We start from the raw sequence: 19,031 nt of genomic DNA, 5'->3' as shown, positions 1-19,031 counted from the left end.
TACTATTTCCCTTTTTAACAGTCAGTGCAGCGTCACACTACTTTGCAGCTTAGCGAGTCGTTCATTCCATTTTCCGTTATGGGAACGCTCGCAGGCTTCTTCACTATCAAAACTCACTTGCTGACGAAGCTTATTGAGCCTGATGCTAACGGCATTTAACTCACTGCTAATAAGCTGATAAAAGTACTCGTCTTGCTTAGCGTCAATGGCTTTAGACAAGGCCTCATCGGTTTCGAAAACACAAACGATCTTTAGTGAATTAGGAAATGCATTGTAATTGACCAAATGCGTTAGCCAGGCAAAACCTTCCACAGAATCCAGCGCCGTTTCACACACATTTGTTAATGCTTCACGAAGGGCATTGTCGATTTTCTTATCGGATTTCTTCATAAAAATACATTACTGATTTAAGAAGCGAAAGTGTAACCTGTCACACAACCTCAACCAAGCTGATCGACCAGATTCCCTATCATGCATTTCTTCTAAAAAATAACCTGCTATAATTTCAAAACACTGTTTCAATATAAAGCTTCTACATAAAACGCCGCATCATCGGAGATAACCTTGTACAAAACATTTCGCTCGTTGAGCAACCCGCAATATCGACTTTGGGCAATGGGAGCTTTTGTCTCAAATATAGGCACATGGCTGCAACGCACTGCACAAGATTGGATTGTGATTGCAGAGCTGTCTAACGGAAACGCCACAGCAGTAGGCATTGTTGTCGCTCTGCAGTTTGCTCCGCAATTTATTTTCTTACCTATCATTGGCTGGGCTGCAGATTACTTCGATCGCCGCAAACTACTTATCGTCACACAAAGCTTGCGCGGTTTGCTCGCGCTAGTTCAAGCCGTCATGGTTCTAAATGGCCACCTTGAGCTGTGGCACATGTATATTTTCGCTTTTTTACTCGGCTGCTTTACCGCATTCGACACTCCAGCGAGGCATGCATTCGTAGCCGATTTAGTCGCTGATAAAGATCTGGCTAACGCGGTTTCTTTGAATTCAATTTCATTTAATAGCGCTCGGATGATTGGTCCTGCTATCGCAGGGTTTTTAATTCTATTAATGGGGGCTGGCTGGGTTTTTGTGCTAAATGCCTTGTCCTTTATTCCAATTATCGCCATCACTTATATGATAAAGGCCAAACCAGTAAATTTGCTCCCAAGCGTCGAAAGTGATTCTAGCAAATCTAGTAAAGCCACCTTATTTGATGGATTTTATTATATTCGCCAACGTCCAGACATGATCATTGCCATCACCATGTTTTTTTTCTTCGCTATGTTTGGGCTAAACTTCACTGTCTATCTGACGTCAATGACAGTGCATGTGTTTACTGGTAACTCTCAGCAATTTGGTATTTTAATGTCTATTATGGCAGTAGGTTCTATTGTCGGTGCCATGATTACCGCTAACCGAGAAAGCCCTAATATTCGTTTTATATCCTTTTCAGCTATCGGCTTTGGGGTAATTGCCTTGATAGCCTCGGTCATTCCTAATTTTTGGTTATTTGCCGCCTCACTCTGTTTAATAGGCATGACTACTCAACTTTTTACCACATCCGTACATAGCCTAATTCAACTATGCGCTCAAAAATACATACGCGGTCGAGTCATTGCTATTTTGTTGGCAACCTCTGTAGGAGGTTCGGCTATTGGTGGGCCTTTGGTCGGTTGGACTGCCGACTTGTTCGGTGCTCGTTGGGCTATCGCCTGTGGAGGCATTATTGCTTTGCTAACCGCTGCGCTTGGCTTACGCTATCTACATCGACAAGGTGATAAATAAGTTTTTTTAAGATTAAGCAAAGCTCTCAACTATTAAGCTGCACCCTGATGCATTACACTATTTACTCACGATAACATTCGACCCAAACATTCAATATAAAGCAGGAAACTCAAATCGACGCCCTGCTTTTGATTTAAGACATCCAGTAAGGAACCCTGCTGTGAAAAAAGTATTTATTGATGGCGAAACAGGCACGACAGGCCTTCAAGTAAAAGACCGTCTAGTTAACCACCCACACATTGAAATCATCAGTATCGACCAAGATAAAAAACGCGACGTAGAAGAAAAGCGTCGTCTGATGAAAGAAGCCGATGTAACAGTACTTTGCCTACCCGATGATGCGGCAAAAGACAGCGTTATTTTGGCAAAAGAAGAAGGTTGTCGTATTTTGGACGCTAGCTCTGTTCACCGAGTTGCGGAAGGTTGGGTATACGGGTTGCCTGAACTAGATGTCACGCAACGCGATAGAATCAAAGATGCTCAGTTCGTTTCTAACCCTGGTTGTTACCCAACAGGAGCGATCTTGCTGTTGAAACCATTGATTGAAGCTGGATTACTTTCCGCGTCTTATGACTATTCCATCAATGCGGTGTCTGGTTACAGTGGGGGCGGTAACGCACTAATTGACCGTTATGAAAGCACCAACAATGCGCCGATATTCGGTGCTTACGGTTTGTCTTTCAACCATAAACACCTAGCCGAAATGAAAAAATGGTCAGGTTTGGATAACGCACCGATTTTTGTTCCTAGTGTGGGTAACTTCCGCCAAGGCATGTTGACCTTCTTGCCAATTCAACTAAAAGGTGAGACTACCATGGAGCAGTTACAAGCTAAATTGGCTGAAGTATATGCCAACGACACGTTCGTAACGGTAAATGGTTTTAATGTAGTGGCTGATAACGCTGCCCCATTCTTGACACCACACGGCCTTGAAGACACCAACCAAATCGAGTTATCGGTTCTAAGTGAACCAGGTAACAAGTCTGGCATTCTTGTCGCTAAACTGGATAACCTTGGCAAAGGTGCATCTGGCGCAGCCGTACAAAACCTAAACATCATGTTAGGTTTTGACGAAGCAACTGCCGTGAATCTTCGCTAATAAAAAACTGGCCTTCTTTGACACCTAAATTTAGGTATAAAGAAGGCCAGATTTCCTCCATTAGGGTTCTCTAATGAGCAATCAAAGTCATTCACAAAATATATCGTCACCAACAGAAAAAAATCCACAGCAAACTCTAAGCAAACCACACTGGCCGCTTTATCTGATATTAGTGATGACATTTGCCATTGGGGTGGTTTCCTATCAATTTCTAACTCTCTCCCAATCACTGACTGCTGGACTACTGTTCATTTGTATCGCCTTTTGGGCGACGTCTTTGGTACCAGCTTATTGGCCTGCTTTGGGATTATTTGCTTTTGCGACGGCAACCCAACTTGCTCCAACACAAGTCATATTCGCTGGATTTCAGTCATCGACATTTTGGTTATTGTTCAGTGGTATGGTGTTTGGGGCAGCAATTAATCACACGGGGATAAATTCACGTGCAACACGCTTGTTGATGCTTATTCTTGGTAATAGTTACCAAGGTACGATTATTAAGATTGCGTTGTTTGCGATGGGATTGGCCTTTTTGATTCCTTCTGGTGTGAGTCGTATCGTTCTTATTATTCCAATCATCGCCTCTCTCGCCGATCACTTTGGTTATGATCAAGACTCTAATGGCCGAAAAGGCATGTTATTGGCCGCGGCATTTGGAACCTTTTTACCAGCCTTCTCTATCTTGCCTGCGAACGCGCCCAATATGCTACTTTCAGGTATGACTGAAGCCTTATACAACGCGCCCTTTTCTTATGGCGAGTATCTACTTTTGCACTTCCCTATCTTGGGACTTGGAAAGTTAATCATGACTGTTGGCGTTATTCTGTGGCTTTTTCCAGATAAAGCACCAAGCCAAGCCATACAAGCGACCATTGAAAAGTCAGCCATGACGAAAATAGAAATACGGCTGCTAATTGTGCTTTGCGCTTGTTTTGCTTTCTGGTTCACAGATTCACTGCATCATATTTCTGCTGGTTGGGTTGGACTTATTGCTGCGCTAGTTTGCCTATGGCCAAGCCTTGGATTAATGGCAAAAAACAGCATTGATAAAGACATTCAGTACGGTACGCTATTATTTGCGGCGGGGATTATTGGCTTAAGTGCCATCATTGCTTACTCAGGTCTTGGCAATATTTTGGTGAATTATTTAACCGAAGTCATTCCTTTCTCCCAAGATTCAGCTTTACTGAATTTGAGCTTACTGACCTTTATTTCCACTTGCGTGGCTGTGGTAACCAATCTAGCTGGCGTCCCTGCCATCATGACACCAATGGCAGAACATCTTGCCAACATCACTGGCTTGTCTAACAACGCAGTATTGATGACCCAAGTGTTGGCTTTTTCCAACGTGTTGCTGCCTTATCAGGCGCCGCCGCTGATTACCGCGATTGCGCTTGGCAATTTATCCATCAGCGCCGTCACGAAAGTGTGTTTGGCGACTTTTGCGCTGACAAGTTTCGTCTTGTTGCCACTAAACTTCCTCTGGTGGCATATTCTCGGTATGTTTTAAGCAAATTGTTAGCTTCCACACAAAGTGATTTGACAGAAGAGCCCCATTTTAAAGAACACTTCTGTTATTTGAGAACAGCTTTTTCAACGAAAATATCGTATTATCCCCGCTATTAGCCATTGACCCAGTATTCTAATTATTGATTCCTATGATACGACTTTCCAATATCCAACTTCCTCTTGATCACGACGCTAGCGCAATAGAAAGCGCGATTTTATCCATGCTTGAAATTCCAGCAGAGAAACTCGTTAGCTTTAACGTTTTTCGTCGCGGATACGATGCGCGTAAGAAAACTAATATCATGTTGATTTACACCTTGGATGTTGAAACGACGTGTAACGATGTTTTGCTTAGCCAATTTGCGGATCACCAGCAAGTCAAAGTCACACCGGACTTAGATTATCATCCCGTTGCACAAGCACCAGTAACCTTGACTGAACGCCCTATCGTTATTGGTTTTGGCCCTTGTGGCTTGTTAGCCGCCTTGGTTTTAGCGCAAATGGGTTACAAGCCAATCGTGTTGGAGCGCGGTAAAGAAGTACGTGAACGTACCAAAGATACCTTTGGTTTCTGGCGTAAGAAGATTCTGAACACTGAGTCTAACGTACAGTTTGGTGAAGGCGGGGCGGGAACCTTCTCTGACGGCAAACTCTATAGCCAAGTGAAAGACCCTAAACAATACAGCCGAAAAGTCCTTAATGAATTTGTTGCTGCAGGCGCACCGGACGAAATCCTTTACGTCAGCAAACCTCACATTGGTACCTTTAAGCTGGTTGCCATGGTCGAAAAAATGCGCGCACAGATTATTGAATTAGGTGGTGAGATTCGTTTCAGCTGTCGTGTTGATGATTTACATATCGAAGACGGCCAAGTCACTGGCGTTACCCTTGCTGATGGCGAACAACTGCATTCTAAACACATCGCTATTGCTATTGGTCACAGCGCTCGTGACACCTTCGAAATGCTGCACAACAAAGGCGTATATATCGAAGCCAAACCTTTCTCGGTTGGCTTTCGTATCGAACACGAGCAATCCTCTATCGATAAAGCCCGCTTTGGCCCAAATGCGGGTAACGAGATTCTGGGTGCGGCGGATTACAAACTGGTTCACCACTGTAAAAATGGTCGTTCCGTTTACAGCTTCTGTATGTGTCCTGGCGGCACCGTCGTTGCGGCCACATCGGAAGAAAATCGCGTAGTTACCAATGGTATGAGTCAATACTCTCGTAACGAGCGCAACGCCAACAGCGCCATTGTTGTGGGCATTGATCCTTCTGATTACCCAGGCGGCCCACTGGCAGGTATTGAATTCCAACGCAAACTAGAAAGTCTTGCTTATGAATTGGGTGGCGGCAACTACGATGCGCCAGCACAAACCGTCGGCGCCTTTTTACGTAACGAAACACCAGAAAAACTCGGTACAGTGGAGCCTTCTTTCAAACCGGGTATTAAACTAACCAACCTAGCGGATGCCTTGCCAGATTTTTGTATCGAAGCGATTCGAGAAGCGATTCCAGCATTCAATAAGAAAATCCGTGGTTTTGCCTTTGATGATGCTCTACTTACTGGCGTAGAAACGCGCACATCAGCGCCGATCAATATCAAACGCGATAATGACAGCCTAGAAAGTATCAACACCAAAGGCTTGTATCCAGCTGGAGAAGGCGCGGGGTATGCTGGTGGCATTATGTCAGCAGCTATTGATGGCATTAAAATCGCCGAAGCCATGGCATTGAGCATCAATGCGAAAGCAGCATCTAAATAAGGCTTAACAGAGCCACATTATTAAAACGAAAGGGTCGCCAACTAAGCGACCCTTTTTTGTAAGGCTCAAATACATATTTGTATCATCTAAAGCCTATTATGCTCATACTTTACTTCCGTTATAGCTGATCATACTTATAGCTGCTACTGTAATGAGCAAACTATCAATTCGGGAGTTGTTTTATGTGGCTAGAAGCATCCAGTACTCTTGAGTTCAACATTGAGACACCGTCACCTTTCGTACTGATGTTACGCCCTCGTAGCGGTATGCAGCAGTGGATTGCTCGGGAAGAATATGTCTTGTCACCCAGTGTGCCAGCCGTGGAGTTTACCGATTCCTTTGGAAACTTATGCCAAAGATTAGTTGCTCCTGTCGGACATTTTTCGATTCGTATCTCAGTGGTAATAGAAACCGCCAACGCTTCAGATACTGCACCTGGCGCGCCTTTTGTCGACATCCAGCAACTACCCGACGAAACCTTACCTTTTTTGCACCCGAGTCGTTATTGCGACTCTGATCATTTTACCGAAATGGCCTCGTCCATCGTTACAGGCTTAACGCCCGGTTATGACCAATGCAGCGCTATCGTCGATTATATTCGTCAAAACATTCAATACACACCTGGGGAAGGCGAACAGAACATAAGTGCATCAGAGCTAAACGGATTAGGGCGAGGCGTTTGTCGAGACATGGCACATTTGGGCATTGCTTGCTGTCGAGCGCTCGCCATTCCTGCACGCATGGTGGTCGGTTATCTTGAAGGTTTGGAGCCGATGGATTTACATGCGTGGTTTGAAGCCTACGTTGGCAATCGTTGGTACACATTCGATCCAACGCAAGCGGATTTACAAGGTGGTCGTGTCGCTATCGCTTTTGGGCGAGACGCTGCTGATGTGGCGATCTACACCCAGTTCGGGCCACCAGTAGAGCTGCTCAATCTCGATGTTAAGGTCCAAGAAACTCAAGGGCCAACGCGATAAAGCAGCATTTTTATGAAGCAAAACGATTAATGAAGCTATTAGACAATATCAAATTGAATAATAGCTTCATTCCGATTGATGACTCGATTCACACCTAAAGACTCAGCGGCTGGCACTAATCCATTTAAGGTTCCGGTAATAAAAAAGTAATCTTTATTGCCGTAGCCTCGTTGAGTACATTGAAGTATCCCTTTCTTCACCACGTCTTTCTTTGCCTCTACAAGCTGATCTAGTTCAGCCGTAAATGTGTAATCTTGATTGCCACCTTCGAAAAGTAGCTCACCTGCGACAGGCTTTTGAGAAACAAAAACACCGTAGTTGAAATAGAAGTCACACGCAGAGTGATTGGTAGGATGAATAGCAGGACGAATCAATTCTACAGCCGCGAAAGGCATTAACTCAGCGACCAATTCATTTACATCATCCGTTGAGCTTGGCACAGTCAATTGAAAACACACTTCCAACTCGGTTCCACGAAATGCTTGATGGAGAATAGTTTCGCCAAGGTTGTTAAATACTTGAAAATCAAAAATAGGAGCAAGAATAATCACGCCCTCTTTATCGACAATTTTCCAACCAGCGATAACACCACCTTTTCCAATGATCTCAGAGATCAATGCGTCTTGTGCTACACAAATAGAGTCAAAAGTCTCTGTTAAAGATAATGACGCCTCATGTTTAAACCCTTTTACTATCTGAAAATATTCTTCGAAAACCATATCGTGAAAGCCCTTTGTGAAAATTAATAGAGGTGAAAAAAGTGCTTAATCGTAGCCGAATGACACTAAAGATGTCGCTATAGTATGAGAAAAAAACGAGATGGGATATGATCTTTGCGCGTTTAATGGTGTATACAAAATAGAATCGACTTCCAAAAACAATAAAGTATGGATGTAATCATAAATGCGAATTGACCCAACTTCCCTGCGCTTATTCGTCTGCGTCATTGAGCAAGGCTCGATTGCACGTGCTGCCGAATTGAATTTTATTGCCGCTTCAGCCGTATCAAAACGCATCAAGGAATTAGAGCAATTGCTTCATACCCCATTAATGATGCGCACCAATCGAGGAGTAGTTGCTACACCTGCAGGCCAAGCGTTGTTACAGATGTCCCGCGGCGTGCTGCATCAACTGGATGATATTTATAACCAAATGAATGAGTTCTCACACGGTGTTCGAGGGCAAGTTCGAATGGTGGCCAATATTTCTGCTATCAGTCAATTTCTCCCTAAACAACTGCGCTCTTTTTTGAACCAAAACCCTTTGGTGCAAATTCATTTGGAAGAGAAAATCAGTAGTGAAATCATTCGTGCTGTTGCTGAAAATGCTGCAGACATTGGCATTGTCACCATCGCTTCAAGAGAATACCCAGACCTTTCCATCTATCCTTATAAAACAGACCTTCTTGTGGTCATCACTCCGGTTGGGCACCCCCTTGGACAATACAAAGAGGTCAAGTTTGTAGACACTTTAGGGCATGACTATGTCGGTTTACATACAGGAAGTGCCATCAACAACCAAATGATTAATGCCTCTACCAATGCCAATTTACCACTAAATATGCGTATTCAAGTCACCAGCTATGAAGCACTTTGCAGCATGGTGGAATCAGGACTTGGTATAGGACTTATGCCTATCGACATTGCTCGCCCCTATATAAAAGCTTCACGAATAGAGGCTTTGCCATTATTAGACGGCTGGGCACACCGAGAGCTTAAGATCTGTGTTCGCAGTTCGGATCAACTACTCGACGCTGCTCACCATTTATTAACCCATTTACGTACAACTTAATGTCTATCAATCTTGCCATATCCTAAAGAGATGGCAGCCTAACATTTAGGCGCTTTTCTCTTGTTCTAGTTTAAAAGATGATAATTACAACAATTACAAAAAATAATTAAGGGAAACGAGAATGAGCCAACGCGACTCGTCATCTAACACAAATTCTAACAATGAAACCGAATTACCTTTAAAGGGCGTACGTGTTTTAGAACTAGGATCTCTCATCGCCGGCCCCTATGCTGGCAGCATTTTTGCTCAATTCGGCGCAGAAGTAATTAAGGTTGAACCTCCCGGAAGCGGTGATCCATTGCGCAAATGGCGCAAAATGTACAAAGACACCTCTCTTTGGTGGTACTCACAAAGCCGCAATAAAAAGTCTATTACGCTAGATCTTAAATCAGCGGATGCACAAGCCATTATCCACGACTTAGTTAAAGACGTCGACATAGTCATTGAAAACTTCCGTCCTGGCACCTTAGAAAAATGGAATCTGGGGTGGGAGCAATTATCTGCTGTCAAACCAGAACTCATCATGTTACGTGTTTCGGGTTATGGTCAGGATGGACCTTATTCTTCTCGTCCTGGGTTTGCTGCGATTGCAGAATCCATTGGTGGCTTACGTCACCTTGTTGGTTATCCCGATAGACCTCCGGTTCGAGTGGGTGTCAGCATTGGCGACACACTTGCATCACTTTACGGCGTAATCGGTGCCATGATGGCGATGCATCACTTAAAAGTAAATAAAGGCACTGGGCAGTTTATCGATGTAGCCTTATACGAATCTGTATTCGGTGTGATGGAAAGCTTGATCCCTGAATACGGTATGTTCGGTTTTATACGAGAACGTACTGGCGCTAGTATGCCGGGCATTGCACCATCTGGTTCTTATATGAGCAAAGACGAACGCTACATTGTTATTGCCGCTAACAGCGACAGTATCTTCAAGCGTTTAATGAATGCAATGGAACGACCAGATTTAGCGAACGATCCAGAGTTAGCGCAAAATGACGGTCGAGCTAAACGCTCCGACGAACTAGATGAAGCCATTCAAGCATGGACGATAAAGCACTCGCTGAAAGACGCATTGGCCGTTTTGGAAGAAGCTGCTGTGCCGTCTAGTGGTATTAATAATGCGGAAGATATTTTTAACGACCCACACTTTCATGCTCGAGAAATGATTGTTGAACACCCTCTTTCTGGTGACGATAAAATATCACTTCCTGGCATAGTACCAAAATTAAGCCTAACACCTGGCAAAACTCAGTGGCTAGGGCCAAAACTGGGCGAGCACACTGACGAAATTTTGGGCTCAGTTGGAATCGATGAAGACAAGCTTGCCACGCTACGTGCCAAGGGTGTGATTTAGGAGCCTATTATGTTCATGCAGAATCTACCGACCAAGGTACGAATTAACGAAGTGGCGACTCGCGATGGTTTTCAAAGCGAAGCACTTTTTATTCCAACAAATAAGAAAATCGAAATCATAGATCGCTTATCTTTACTTGGTTTAAATAAAATCGAAGTCACCTCTTTTGTATCGCCAAAGGCAATTCCTAATCTGCGTGATGCTGAAGAAGTCATGAATAGCATTACGCGTAATCCCAAGGTCACTTATGTAACCCTTGTCCCCAATGAAAAAGGTGCAGAGCGCGCACTGGCGACCAAGGCGGATGAAGTCAACCTGGTTATGTCGGTGAGTGAATCGCATAACCTTTCGAACATGCGTATGTCATGCGAGCAGTCATTGGCGCAGTTCAAACGTATTTGCGAGTTAATGAAAGGTAGTAACACTCGAATTAATGCTTCATTAGCTACTTCTTTTGGCTGCCCTTTTGAAGGCATTATCTCTCCTGAGCGTGTAATCAAAGTCATTCATCAATATATTGATACTGGCATTCAGAGTATTTCGATTGCTGACACAACAGGTATGGCATCACCAAGACAAGTCTATGAGCTATGTTCGCAAGTTCGCGATATTTTTCCAGCACTCGATGTCACGTTGCATTTACACAACACGCGCGGTATGGGATTAGCGAACGCACTTGCTGGTTTATCTGCGGGCATCACTCAACTAGATGCGTCATTGGGTGGAATTGGCGGTTGCCCTTACGCACCAGGAGCAACAGGCAACATTTGTACAGAAGATCTTGTGCACATGCTGGAATCGAGCGGTTTAGACACAGGCGTGCATCTTACTAATTTATTAGAAATAGCACGCGAACTACCAGAATTACTAGAACACGATATATCAGGACAAATTGCCAAGGCAGGCTTACGAACTGAAACAAGGCCGTTATCACAAAGTGTTATTGACCTTAAAGCTCGTATTGAAAGCACTAAAATCACAAGCTAGCAGTATAGAAATAACGATTAATAATAAAAATAGGACATTATCATGAATTATAAAGCTCTTCTAAAAACAGGTTTATTGGCCTCGACCTTACTGGCTTCTTTGCCAACCTTGGCAGAAACCACATTAGGGATTTCTCTGCAATTACCTCTTAAACATCACCTTGGACAAAACCTTCTAGATTTCAAAAAAGAAGTAGAAGAAAAAAGCCATGGTGATATAAAGATAAAAATCTACCCTTCTGCTCAGCTTTTTAAAGACAGCGAAGTACATCAAGCAGTTAGCTCTGGTGCTATTGAAATGGGTGTAATGAGCCTTTCTCAACTTGCTGGCACAATCCCTGCCGTAGACGTTTTTTATGTACCTTTCATGTTTCCTTCTCAAGACAAGGTAGAAGCGGCGACGCGTCCTGACAGCCCAGTTCGTAAATTACTCGATGACGCCATTCTAAAAACCGGTACGCGTGCATTATGGTGGCAAGCTTATGGTGGCGTAGCGTTGCTTTCTAAGAAAAAACCAATTGAACAGCCAGAAGACATGAAAGGCATGAAGGTTCGTGTTTTTGGTAAAACATTAGGTGAATTTGTTAAGGCAGTAGGCGGCGCACCAACATCGCTATCTGGCTCTGAACAATTCCTAGCCTACCAACGTGGCACAGTAGATGCTGGCATGACAGGCGTATCCGCAGTTGGCCCACGGAAGCTGTACCAAGTAATGGATTACCTTACCCTAACAAATCATGCTGACATTGAGTTCTTAACTGTTATTAATGAAAAAGTATGGGAATCTTTATCTGCTGATAATCAAAAAATTCTGTCTGATGCAGCTCGTAAAGTTGAAGTAGAGCTAAGAGATAAAATCAAAAAAATCGAGAGCGATGCTATCGTAGATGCTGAAAAACACATGAAGGTGATTCATCTTACTGATGACGACATCATCGCTTGGCGTAAAGCAACCAGCTCTGTTAAAGAATCTTTCTTAGATAATTCAGGTCCACTCGGTTTTAAAGTCATTCAGGCTGCCGAAAACCTTTAAGCTTATAAAAATATATCGCGGATGAGCCCTTCATCCGCGATATTTCGTTGTTTTTTGGAGTATTGGCTTATGTCCAACCATGAAGAAAAAAAGCAGGACTTGTCAGCTTGGCGAGCAGAACACCCCGCTCTTTGGGTTCGTATAAACTACCGAGTCATTCGATTATGCGGCCAGCTATCTGCAGCACTGTTTGTTTTCATCGCTGCAATTATCACTTATGAAGTCGTTGCCCGTTATATATTTACTGCACCTACTATCTGGTCAGAAGATATATCACTACTTTGTCAAATTTGGGCAACCTGTTTAGGTGCCAGTTGGGTATTGCAAAACAAAGCACTGATTCGCATCGATTTTCTAACTAATATGCTGGGCGAAAAAACAAAAAAACTGTCTGACTTCGTCGCACTATTATCGATCATCTTCTTCGCGGGATTTATTACCTTTTATGGTTATCAATTATTAAAAGAATCCATTGAAATGGGCTCTGCATCAGCAAGTATGCTGGGGCTACCACTTTGGACAACAAAATCAGCCATCCCTATTGGATTTGGGTTACTAACATTACAAGCCGTCATGGAAATACTTTTGATGTTCGCGGGTGATTATCAAGAACACGAAGAGGTTTCACTATAATGACGATTATCTTGTTACTGGTTATCATGGTCTTAGCGCTGCTAATCGGCGTGCCTGTTGCTTTTGCCTTAGGTGGGTTAGGTTTAGGGATGCTGTTATTAGCTGGCTTCTCTCCAATGATGGCACCGCTAGCGCTGTACTCTTCTTTCGACAGCTTTATTTTATTATCTGTTCCACTGTTTTTATTGATGTCTAATATTTTGCTGCAAGGCGGCATAGGCAAAGACTTATTTAGAGCCGTACAATCTTGGGTCGGCCATTGGCCTGGCGGTCTTGGCATTGCCACAATCGCTTCTTGTACTATCTTTTCGGCTATTTCTGGATCATCTGTCGCTACAGCGGCAACTATAGGAAACGTAGCTATCAAAGAAATGACTGACCGAGGCTATAACAAACCATTCGTATATGGTTTGATCGCCGCTGGCGGTACCTTAGGTATCCTGATTCCCCCTTCTATTCCAATGATCGTGTATGGAGTTATTACTGAAGAATCCATTGTCGATTTGTTTTTAGCAGGTATCGTGCCTGGTTTATTAATGGCAGGGAGTTTCATTGTTTACTGTTTTTTTTATGCACGTTTCAGTAAAGCTTACACGCCAAGTGAAAAGGCGACTAGCGCTGAACGCAAAAATGCCAGTTTACGAGCAATACCAACGCTGTTACTAGCTAGCATCATCATTGGCGGTATTTATACTGGCGTATTTACGCCGACTGAATCTGCTGGTATCGGAGTTGCGGTTTCTTTGATTATTGTCATCATGATGGGAACCTTTAGCCTTGAAAAATTCAAAGCAGCAGCTATGAGTACAATGAAAAATACGGTAACGATTTTTCTTATCATTGCTGGCGCTAAAGTCTTTGGTAAGGCTATTACTCTGTATCAAATTCCTCAAGATATTTCGATGTTAGTCAGTGAAAACATATCTGAAGTAGGTTTGTTTATTGCTGCAGTGTGTTTTGTCTTGCTAATTATGGGCTTCTTTCTTGAGTCTGTATCTATGCTATTGATCATGATGCCAGTGCTTTATCCATCGCTTGGCATGCTAGGTATCGACCCAATTTGGTTCGCTATCATTTTTGTGATCATGATTGAGTGCGCATTGATTACACCGCCCGTTGGACTTAACCTCTTCGTCATTCAATCGGTGTCTGGAGGGAAATCCGCGGAAGTCATTCAAGGTGTTTGGCCTTTTATACTCATAATGCTTGGCTGTTTGCTAGCTGTATACTTTTTCCCTGCTATCGCTCTTTATATTCCCTTTCAGTTATAAGTTAACTCAAATCACTATCCAGCTTTCACAGTACCGCTGGATAGTGTTTTCTATAGAAAACGTAATATTTCTTAACGACTCCCCCTTCATGCGAAACAATCTTTCTAACCTTTCTAACCTTTCTAGCTTTATTTAATAACTTCACAAATATCCGTCTTCGTTTTGTTTAAGTTCAATTAATCTGTATCATACACGCACCTTAACCATCCTATGAAAAGGAATTTCCAGTGAAAAAAATACTTGCCGTGCTCGTTTTCACGCTTGTTGCTGTTTGCTTAGTTGCCCCTAAATTTATTGCTCCTAAGCATCAAGAGAAAGTCGCGGAACTCGTCTCAAATATCAATAACGCGCCGGGCTATACAGCGAAGATTGTGTCTACTAATTCCGCTTGGTTCGGTTCTGAAAATAAAGTACTCGTTACTTTTGATACCACTCAAATCGATCCAACAATTCAAGGTGGAAGTCTTGAAGCCGAGCTTATTATTGACACCCACTACGGCCCTCTGCTGCTTTCAAGCCAAGGTTTATTTGGCCTATACAATACTGAAATTCGTTTTGCCGGCGACCAACAACGTAATTTTATAAACTGGGATGAAGACCAGCCTTTATATGAGCTTTCTGTTCTGGGTGGTTTTACAGGTAACTTCAAAATAGCCGATAACATTCCAGCTTTTAGTAACTCAGCTAACACATTTCAATTTAGTGGCTATAAAGGCCAAGGTGAAATGACAGATCAAGGATTTATCTATCAAGGTAGCTTAGATCAAATGGATGTAGTGGATGGCTTCACTCCAGTTAAAGCGGAAGGGTTTACGCTATCTATTGAATTGAATGCAGACCTAGAAACTATCATGCAAGGTGGTTTTTATGACAGCACAACGGACTTAACTCTTGAAAAGCTTAATGTCGGTGCTGATACAGAACTATCCGGCCTAAATATTGAAATGGGCTCTAGTTTAGATAAAGAAACACAGTTAGGTAGCATTGAAGTTGGCTACCTTATTAAAGATGTCATGTCTGGAGAGTTCAAAGCGAGTGACCTTTCTTTAGTTACTGAGCTAGCAAATCTGAGCAATAAGTTCTTTATTGATTACAAAAATTTCTCTGACAAACTATTAGCAGAAACCAACTCGTCAGAGGCCGTCTATGATGTACTATTTACTTTCATGCAGGACAATATCGATGAGTTACTCGTAGCGAAACCTGAATTCAATATCACTGATTTTAGCGGCACCTTCCCTGAAGGCAGCTTCAATGCGACTCTAACGAGCAAACTGGCTGACATTAGTTCGCCAACCATTGATGAACTTTCTCAGCCCGAGTTCTGGTTATACAACGCTATCGTAGCCGCCAATATTGAAGCCGATGAGCCTCTGGTTAGACATTTAACAGAGCGATTCATTGCTAGTAAAATGCGTGCACCATTGAATGCCCCTGAAGTAAAACAACAAGCACTAATGATCATCGACAGTTTTGTTCAACAAGGTTTGATTAAATTAGAAGATGACAAATATAAGAGCGAAATTACAATTGAAGATGGTCAAGGCAAGATTTACGATTCGGCATTTCCTTTGATGTAATGAAAATTTAAAAACATCAAAGCTACCAACTAAAAAGGCGCATCTTATGTTCTGGGTTACAGAAACAAGATGCGCCTTTTTTGTGTTAACGGAATACAATAACTAAAAAAGCTTAGTAATTAGTAAATGTCTCACCGTTATATTGAGTCAATAAACAGTCGGTACCTTTTGTCTTCAACATCTTACAAAAATCAGAGCTAAAGGTTTTGTTAACAAATGGTCCTACTTTAAGCTGGTACATGGTACGACCATTAACTTGTTTTTGATTCACTAGCGGTTCTAAACCATCAAACACAGTTGGGTTGGATTTTTGCAATACTTTCCATCCGCGAACCGCCTCATCACGATTGCCATAAGATGCTACTTGCACACCATACTCATCTCCAGTCACTGTCCTTTGTTTTGCTGCCATCACTGGCGCTACGACAACAGGAGGAGCCGCTTGATCCATTTCAAAGTTTTCTTCTGGATCAATTGTCATTGGATCCGCATTACCTTGACTATCCATAGGTGCCTGCATCACAACTGGCGCAACATTAACGGCAGCCATGGTTTCACTAGACGACATATTATTACCGGCCATGTTATTTGACATAGCAGCAGGTTTCGCCGGCATAGCTTTACCTTGCTTTAAGGCAGCAACTTCAGCTTCTAATTCGTCAATTCTATCTAATTTTGCCTGTACCGTTTGCCATTGTTCATCATGATTGCGAACTTTATCCTGCAAATCGCCATAGGTCATAAAAGTGTTTTTATCGTCCAGAGATGAGCAAGCACCTAATGATAATCCTGCCATCACTACAATCAGTTTTTTGGACATTTCCATTATTCTATTCTCCGTGTACATCATTAGAACCAAACGCTTACTATCTGAACTTTATTATCACAGTCTCTTATAGACTCAATAGTAAGTGCTGTCCCCACAAAATTAAGGCATAACGAGCCGCTTTGCCAATCAAAACCAAAGGTAAAAAATACCAAATAGGTGTACGCAACACACCCGATATTAAAGCAATCCCGTCGCCAACAACAGGCAGCCAGGTAAATAATAAACTCCAAACACCATATTTATTAAAAAAACGCTCGGCTTTCTCCCGTACTTCGGCTTTTACTGGAAACCACTTTTTGTGTTCGAACTGTACCAAATACAGTCCAAGTAACCAATTCGTCAACCCACCTAATGTATTACCCAAACTAGCCCAAAGCCATAATAAAAACACCGACGACGCCCCATCATTGGCATAGTAGAGCAGCAAGCCTTCCGACCCTAAAGGCAAGATAGTGGCAGACAAAAAAGACACTAAAAAAACAAATAAATAATCCAACACTATTTCTCTATACCTATTTTTAGCAGGTAATTAAATACCTAAATGCAAAAACAATGATCCAGCTCAATTTTACTCACTAGGCAATATATAGAAAAACAATTACCCTAGAAATTATGGCTATTTTTTTATATAAAGCAGACATCTTAATAGTGTATTGAGCACCTTCACTAGAGACTAAAACGTAAAACCAACCTAATGGAGGCGACATGCTGGATCGCATCAATGATATAAAAATTCGCTACAAGCTATGGGCTATTATCGGACTCATGTCCATGGGGACAACAGCGCTTATTCTCGTTTCTCTTACGTCTTTATTTAATAGTCATGTGGATGCACGAAAAGATCGAACTCAAGATATTTTAGATATCGTAAACACCACGCTGTCACCTATCTACAAAAAACAAACATCTGGCGAACTTAGCGCAGATAAAGCAAAACAAGAAGCTATCACGCTTCTATCTGAGTTCAGTTACGGAGACCAACAAAGCTTATGGATAGTAAATAAAAATAGCCGAACCCTGCTCAATGCCCCAGCAAACTACAAAAGCAGCACTCTACCGCCATCTCTAACCGATGAACTAAACAAAACGAAACAAGAGACATCAAAGAAGAATTATCAAACCATCGTATTTGAATATCAAGGAAACGACGGTACCGCTCACAAAATGATCGCCAGTGCGTCTACATTTACACCTTGGAACATAACTATTATTGCCACAGCATCTATGGATGAGGTGATTAGCTTCTTCTTAAGAGCTTTGATAGATTACGCCATCGTTGTGGGCCTACTTACGGTATTAGTTGGTGGGACGGCTTTGTATATTATTCACTTGGTTACTAGTCGTGTGACTTCACTCTGTAAAACAATGACATCAGTTCAGCACTCTGGTGATCTTACGCAACGGGTTGAGTTTTCAGGACAGGACGAAATGGGCGAAATGGCTCGTGCTTTCAATAGCATGATGAATGACTTTCAGTCCATCGTGCGAAATGTCAGTCACTCAAGTGAGACTTTAGATAGCATAGTTAGCCAAACGAATAATTCGACGACTAAAACAGCACAAGGCGTCGCCAGACAACTATCTAACACAAGCAAAGCGACAGAGCTCATGCAAGATGTCATGAACTCAGTTGAAGACACGCTTGCCATTGCTGAGCAAGCCAATAACAAAACACAAGAACTTGGCCAGCATTCCAAACAAGGCCTTGGAGTCATGAGTAAAGCCAATCAAGATATCCAGCAACTATCCGTTGAAGTGGGCGATGCCGCCAAACAGATTCAACAATTACGCGAAGACGTTAGTCATATTAATGATCGACTAGGCATCATTGCAGAAGTCGCAGATCAAACTAACCTACTTGCGCTTAACGCCGCAATCGAAGCCGCTCGTGCTGGTGAACAAGGTCGAGGCTTTGCTGTTGTTGCAGACGAAGTTCGCCAACTTGCACAGCGCTCTCAACTCGCCGCAACGGAGATTGGTGGTTTGATCGATCAATTAACCCAGCAAACACTTACAACAGTTGAAGTAATGGAATCGGCTCGTAACACAGCCAATCAAGGCGCAGAGCAGACCTCCCAAGCAGGTCAGGCATTTACTCAAATAGCCAATGGCGTTCTGTCCATTTCCAAATTAAATAGCAGTATTAGCCAGGCAGCAGATCGCCAACACGAATCGTCTCAGACCGTTCACCAAACGTTAGAGAGCATCGCAAATGTTTGTGAAGAAACCAAACACAACTCCACCGACATCCAAACATCAGTTAACAATTTACAAGAGTGTGCTAGCCAATTGCGTCAACTAGTCCATCAGTTCAGCACCTAAAGACAAAATGGTAGTAGTTGTACGCAAGTACTACCCTTTTTGAGTAGCCCTTTTTGAATTATCCTGATGCATTTTTTATCTATAAAAATT

General features: G+C 42.7%; 17 protein-coding genes. 13 read left to right on the top strand and 4 right to left on the bottom strand.

The window, feature by feature from the left end:
- Positions 1-21 precede the first annotated feature (21 nt).
- Positions 22-390: a Fis family transcriptional regulator gene (locus CYL31_RS07325; protein WP_212918274.1), complete on the bottom strand. Its 369-nt coding sequence runs from the start codon at positions 388-390 to the stop codon at positions 22-24.
- 174 nt (positions 391-564) lie between these two features.
- Here CYL31_RS07325 and CYL31_RS07320 point away from each other — a divergent pair, with 174 nt between their 5' ends.
- From CYL31_RS07320 to CYL31_RS07300, 5 genes are all read left to right on the top strand, one after another.
- Positions 565-1,785, top strand: a complete 1,221-nt coding sequence (locus CYL31_RS07320; protein ID WP_212918273.1) for an MFS transporter — start codon at positions 565-567, stop codon at positions 1,783-1,785.
- Positions 1,786-1,945: 160 nt separating this feature from the next.
- Positions 1,946-2,884 carry an N-acetyl-gamma-glutamyl-phosphate reductase gene (gene argC / locus CYL31_RS07315; protein WP_212918272.1) on the top strand — a complete coding sequence of 313 codons (939 nt, stop codon included), beginning with the start codon at positions 1,946-1,948 and terminating at the stop codon, positions 2,882-2,884.
- Between the two features lie 73 nt (positions 2,885-2,957).
- Positions 2,958-4,394 carry an SLC13 family permease gene (locus CYL31_RS07310; RefSeq protein WP_212918271.1) on the top strand — a complete coding sequence of 479 codons (1,437 nt, stop codon included), beginning with the start codon at positions 2,958-2,960 and terminating at the stop codon, positions 4,392-4,394.
- Between the two features lie 148 nt (positions 4,395-4,542).
- Entirely contained in the window at positions 4,543-6,159 is a 1,617-nt protein-coding gene (locus tag CYL31_RS07305; RefSeq protein WP_212918270.1) for an NAD(P)/FAD-dependent oxidoreductase, read from the top strand.
- Positions 6,160-6,341: 182 nt separating this feature from the next.
- Positions 6,342-7,139 (top strand): transglutaminase domain-containing protein, encoded by a 798-nt coding sequence (locus tag CYL31_RS07300; protein ID WP_212918269.1) that lies wholly within the window; start codon positions 6,342-6,344, stop codon positions 7,137-7,139.
- Between the two features lie 38 nt (positions 7,140-7,177).
- On the opposite strand, the gene CYL31_RS07295 is transcribed toward CYL31_RS07300, so the two are convergent.
- Positions 7,178-7,858 carry a hypothetical protein gene (locus CYL31_RS07295; protein ID WP_212918268.1) on the bottom strand — a complete coding sequence of 227 codons (681 nt, stop codon included), beginning with the start codon at positions 7,856-7,858 and terminating at the stop codon, positions 7,178-7,180.
- A gap of 184 nt (positions 7,859-8,042) precedes the next feature.
- Here CYL31_RS07295 and CYL31_RS07290 point away from each other — a divergent pair, with 184 nt between their 5' ends.
- The 7 genes from CYL31_RS07290 (at position 8,043) to CYL31_RS07260 (ending at position 15,790) form a co-directional block, all read left to right on the top strand.
- The gene (locus CYL31_RS07290) at positions 8,043-8,930 is read left to right on the top strand and encodes a LysR family transcriptional regulator (RefSeq protein ID WP_212918267.1); all 888 of its coding nucleotides are present in this window, start codon (positions 8,043-8,045) and stop codon (positions 8,928-8,930) included.
- Positions 8,931-9,051: 121 nt separating this feature from the next.
- A complete protein-coding gene (locus tag CYL31_RS07285; protein WP_212918266.1) occupies positions 9,052-10,287 on the top strand; it encodes a CaiB/BaiF CoA transferase family protein in 1,236 nt (411 codons plus the stop codon).
- Positions 10,288-10,296: 9 nt separating this feature from the next.
- Positions 10,297-11,274, top strand: a complete 978-nt coding sequence (locus CYL31_RS07280) for a hydroxymethylglutaryl-CoA lyase (RefSeq protein ID WP_212918265.1) — start codon at positions 10,297-10,299, stop codon at positions 11,272-11,274.
- A 42-nt stretch (positions 11,275-11,316) separates the two neighbouring features.
- The gene (locus tag CYL31_RS07275) at positions 11,317-12,306 is read left to right on the top strand and encodes a TRAP transporter substrate-binding protein (protein WP_212918264.1); all 990 of its coding nucleotides are present in this window, start codon (positions 11,317-11,319) and stop codon (positions 12,304-12,306) included.
- A 69-nt stretch (positions 12,307-12,375) separates the two neighbouring features.
- On the top strand, positions 12,376-12,939 hold the full coding sequence (locus CYL31_RS07270) for a TRAP transporter small permease (RefSeq protein ID WP_212918263.1): 564 nt from the start codon (positions 12,376-12,378) through the stop codon (positions 12,937-12,939).
- Complete coding sequence (locus CYL31_RS07265; protein ID WP_212918262.1) at positions 12,939-14,210, top strand: TRAP transporter large permease; 1,272 nt, start codon at positions 12,939-12,941, stop codon at positions 14,208-14,210. Before CYL31_RS07270 ends, CYL31_RS07265 begins: the two co-directional genes overlap by 1 nt.
- 227 nt (positions 14,211-14,437) lie before the next feature.
- The gene (locus tag CYL31_RS07260) at positions 14,438-15,790 is read left to right on the top strand and encodes a YdgA family protein (RefSeq protein ID WP_212918261.1); all 1,353 of its coding nucleotides are present in this window, start codon (positions 14,438-14,440) and stop codon (positions 15,788-15,790) included.
- 112 nt (positions 15,791-15,902) lie between these two features.
- Here CYL31_RS07260 and CYL31_RS07255 read toward each other — a convergent pair whose 3' ends face one another.
- Positions 15,903-16,616: an SPOR domain-containing protein gene (locus tag CYL31_RS07255; RefSeq protein ID WP_212918260.1), complete on the bottom strand. Its 714-nt coding sequence runs from the start codon at positions 16,614-16,616 to the stop codon at positions 15,903-15,905.
- Between the two features lie 67 nt (positions 16,617-16,683).
- A complete protein-coding gene (locus CYL31_RS07250) occupies positions 16,684-17,118 on the bottom strand; it encodes a YqaA family protein (protein WP_212918259.1) in 435 nt (144 codons plus the stop codon).
- Positions 17,119-17,324: 206 nt separating this feature from the next.
- On the opposite strand from CYL31_RS07250, the gene CYL31_RS07245 reads away from it, so the two are divergent.
- On the top strand, positions 17,325-18,941 hold the full coding sequence (locus tag CYL31_RS07245; RefSeq protein ID WP_212918258.1) for a methyl-accepting chemotaxis protein: 1,617 nt from the start codon (positions 17,325-17,327) through the stop codon (positions 18,939-18,941).
- Positions 18,942-19,031 lie beyond the last annotated feature (90 nt).

Origin of the sequence: Marinomonas sp. A3A (assembly GCF_018336955.1) — a bacterium.
GTDB lineage: Bacteria > Pseudomonadota > Gammaproteobacteria > Pseudomonadales > Marinomonadaceae > Marinomonas > Marinomonas lutimaris.
The sequence above is the reverse complement of the archived record's forward strand: the minus strand, read 5'-3'. Positions and strand labels throughout refer to the sequence as shown.

Bases quoted from the DNA above. Each gene is read 5' to 3' on its own strand.
- CYL31_RS07325 (WP_212918274.1), bottom strand. From the start codon at position 390: ATGAAGAAATCCGATAAGAAAATCGACAATGCCCTTCGTGAAGCATTA.
- CYL31_RS07310 (WP_212918271.1), top strand. From the start codon at position 2,958: ATGAGCAATCAAAGTCATTCACAAAATATATCGTCACCAACAGAAAAA.
- CYL31_RS07305 (WP_212918270.1), top strand. From the start codon at position 4,543: ATGATACGACTTTCCAATATCCAACTTCCTCTTGATCACGACGCTAGC.
- CYL31_RS07300 (WP_212918269.1), top strand. From the start codon at position 6,342: ATGTGGCTAGAAGCATCCAGTACTCTTGAGTTCAACATTGAGACACCG.
- CYL31_RS07295 (WP_212918268.1), bottom strand. From the start codon at position 7,858: ATGGTTTTCGAAGAATATTTTCAGATAGTAAAAGGGTTTAAACATGAG.
- CYL31_RS07290 (WP_212918267.1), top strand. From the start codon at position 8,043: ATGCGAATTGACCCAACTTCCCTGCGCTTATTCGTCTGCGTCATTGAG.
- CYL31_RS07285 (WP_212918266.1), top strand. From the start codon at position 9,052: ATGAGCCAACGCGACTCGTCATCTAACACAAATTCTAACAATGAAACC.
- CYL31_RS07280 (WP_212918265.1), top strand. From the start codon at position 10,297: ATGTTCATGCAGAATCTACCGACCAAGGTACGAATTAACGAAGTGGCG.
- CYL31_RS07275 (WP_212918264.1), top strand. From the start codon at position 11,317: ATGAATTATAAAGCTCTTCTAAAAACAGGTTTATTGGCCTCGACCTTA.
- CYL31_RS07270 (WP_212918263.1), top strand. From the start codon at position 12,376: ATGTCCAACCATGAAGAAAAAAAGCAGGACTTGTCAGCTTGGCGAGCA.
- CYL31_RS07265 (WP_212918262.1), top strand. From the start codon at position 12,939: ATGACGATTATCTTGTTACTGGTTATCATGGTCTTAGCGCTGCTAATC.
- CYL31_RS07255 (WP_212918260.1), bottom strand. From the start codon at position 16,616: ATGGAAATGTCCAAAAAACTGATTGTAGTGATGGCAGGATTATCATTA.
- CYL31_RS07245 (WP_212918258.1), top strand. From the start codon at position 17,325: ATGCTGGATCGCATCAATGATATAAAAATTCGCTACAAGCTATGGGCT.